Here is a 2,881-nt window from a genome sequence, read left to right on the forward strand (position 1 = left end):
TCGACGGCGGACGTGCGTTCGCGTTGCGGTTCCTGCAGGCGCGCCGGCCGGATCTGGTGGGCAAGCCGTTCTTCGCGAAATACGACGAGCACGCGCAGTGGTGGGACGACCTTCGTCCGTACGGCCCGCGCGACCGCGAGTACTTCGGTGTCGGAGGCAACGCGTGAAGGTCACCGCGCACGAGATCAGTTTGACGCAACGGCATCTGTGGCGCTCTGCCAGAGAGGCGATTCCGGTGCAGCGGGGACTGGTGGTGGAGGTGGAGCAGGACGGTCTCGCCGGGTTCGGCGAGGCATCCGCGTTCATGACCGACCACTACAACTCGGGCCTGGACGGGATGCACGCAGACCTGCGACGGATTGCGCCGTTGCTGATCGACCTCGGTCCCGACGACCCGCTCGCCGTGTGGCGAGCGCTGTCCGCGGAGCTGCCCGATTCGCCGTTCGTCCTGGCCGCCCTCGACACGGCGGTGCACGATCTGCGGGCACGGCTGCTCGGTGTGCCGCTGTGGCAGGCTCTGGGTCTGGAACGTCCGCGGGAGTCGCGCTCCAGCTTCAGCATCGGGCTCGACGAGACCGAGGTGATGGTCCACAAACTCCGCGAGCGGCCCGGATGGTCGGCGTACAAGATCAAGCTTGCCGATCCGGGCGACCTCACCGTGGTCAAGGAGCTTCGCTGCCATACGAACGCGCCGTTCTACGTGGACGGCAATTGTGGCTGGGAGCTGTCCCGACTGCTTCCCGTCCTGGACGAGATGTGCGAGCTCGGTGTGCAGCTGATCGAGCAGCCGTTTCCGCGCCCGGCGTGGCGTGCCGCCCGGATTCTGAAGGAGCGCAGCCCGATCCCCGTGATCGCAGACGAGAGTATCGCCTCACCGCAAGACCTGGACGCCTGCATGGACGCGTTCGACGGAATCAACGTCAAGCCGATGAAAGCCGGGGGCATCACCCCGTCCCTGGCGCTGTTGCGTCGGGCCCGTGGTCGCGGTCTGATCACCATGCTCGGCTGCATGCCCGAGTCCGCGGCCGGGGTGTCGGCCACGGCCCACCTCGGCGTGCTGGCGGATTACCTGGATGTCGACGCAATCGACCTTCTCGCGGTGAACACGGGGCGCGGACTGACACTCGACGGTGTCGGCCGCGTCACCCTCCCTGATCGGCCCGGTTCCGGCTACCTCCCCGATCCGGCGGCCCACGGCTGGCGTGTCCGGCCCGTGGCAGTCGCCGAGGTGCGACCGATCCGCCACAGGGTGCTGCGGCCTGGGCAACCGGCCGAGGCCTGCGCCTACCCCGAGGACGACCAGGTCGGTACCCGGCACTTCGCCACCCTCGTCGCGGGTCGCCCGGTCGGTGTGGCCTCGCTGTACCACGAGGATCCGCCCGAAGAGCATGCCGTGCCGGGCGTGCTACCAGGCCAGGGTTGGCGCCTCCGCGGCATGGCCACCCTCGACGAGGTCCGTGGAACCGGCGCGGGGACAACACTCCTGCGCACCGTCCTCACGAACGCCGTGCTGACCGGCGCCGGCGCGGTCTGGTGCAATGCCCGCACATCCGCCGCCAGCTTCTACGTCAAGCAAGGCTTCCGGATTCTCGGCCCGGAGTTCGACATACCGGGCATCGGGCCCCACGTCTTCATGCATTGGAGTGCTTCATGATCCACCAGACAGAGCCGGACAGTAATTCGCTGTTCGACGAGCAGGAGGCCCGCTGCCTCGCCTCGATCGCACTCGTCGAGGCGGGCGTGCCGGAGGACGAGGCCGAGCAGGTGGCTGCCGCGCTCGTCGACACCTCGTTGCGCGGCATCGACACCCACGGTCTGCGATTGCTGCCGCAATACCTGGACGAACTCGTGACCGGCGTCGCGAATGCAGCGGCGTGCCCGACCGTGGTCCGGGACCGTGGGGCCGGACTGCTGCTGGATGCGGACGGCGCACTCGGCGTACTCGCCGGACTCGCCGCCGCCCGGCTGGCGGCTGACCGGGCCAGGACCTTCGGCGTCGCGGCGGTGGGCGTGCGCAACTCCAACCACTTCGGCGCGGCATCGGTCTACACCCGGCACCTGGCCGGGCAGGGGATGGTCGGCATCGCGGTCACGTCCGCGGCCTCCCGGGTGGCCCCGTATGGCGGGGTCGAGCCGCTGTTCGGCACCAACCCGATCAGCGTGGCCGCGGGTACGGCGGACGACGAGCTCGCCCTCGACATGGCCACCAGCCAGGTGTGTTTCGGCGAGGTGAAGCACCGCCGGGCCGAGGGGCGACCACTGAACAGCGGCTGGGCCACCGATCGCGACGGACGGCCCACCGCGGAACCCGACGAGGCGTACGCCTTGTCGCCACTCGGCGGATACAAGGGACAGGGCCTGGCAATGGCGGTCACTCTGCTGGGGGCCGTGTTGACCGGGTCGCCGCCCGACTGGCAGCTCGATCAGATCGGCGAGGGAACTCCTGGTCGAAGCCGGGGGATCGGTCACTTCGTCCTCGCTCTGGACCCCGGAGCGTTCAGTGGGCAAGCGCGATTCGCGGCTGGGCTGGCAGATCTCCTGGGCACCGTCCGCGGGGCAACGCCCACTTCGGGGTCACCCGTGGTGGCCCCGGGCGACCCTCAACGCGCGCACGAGCGCGAACGGCGTGCGCGGGGGATACCGCTGGACGTACGGACCGCGGAGGTCTTCGCCACGTTGGCAACGAAGGTCGAGGGAATGACCGCGACGAGGAAGGAACTTGCCAGATGATTCTCGTACTGATCAGCCCGCGCGCCGCCGGGCTGCCCTTCGCTCAGTGGCTACCGGAGAAGCGTGGCCGGCTGGTGGCAGTGTGCGCCGTGGGTACGGATCCGGGCGAGGGATTCGCCGAGATCGTCACGGTCACCGACTACCACGACGA

2 protein-coding genes are annotated in these 2,881 nt (G+C 69.4%); both read left to right on the forward strand.

From position 1 onward, the window contains the following. Positions 1-163 precede the first annotated feature (163 nt). Entirely contained in the window at positions 164-1,654 is a 1,491-nt protein-coding gene (locus tag WAW17_RS22725) for a GNAT family N-acetyltransferase (protein WP_422335170.1), read from the forward strand. Next, positions 1,651-2,730, forward strand: coding sequence for an Ldh family oxidoreductase (locus WAW17_RS22730; protein ID WP_422335171.1), 1,080 nt, complete (start codon positions 1,651-1,653; stop codon positions 2,728-2,730). The genes WAW17_RS22725 and WAW17_RS22730 overlap by 4 nt, the downstream gene beginning before the upstream one ends. Positions 2,731-2,881 lie beyond the last annotated feature (151 nt).

This window comes from Rhodococcus sp. (in: high G+C Gram-positive bacteria), from assembly GCF_049286785.1.
Taxonomy (GTDB): domain Bacteria; phylum Actinomycetota; class Actinomycetes; order Mycobacteriales; family Mycobacteriaceae; genus Rhodococcus_F.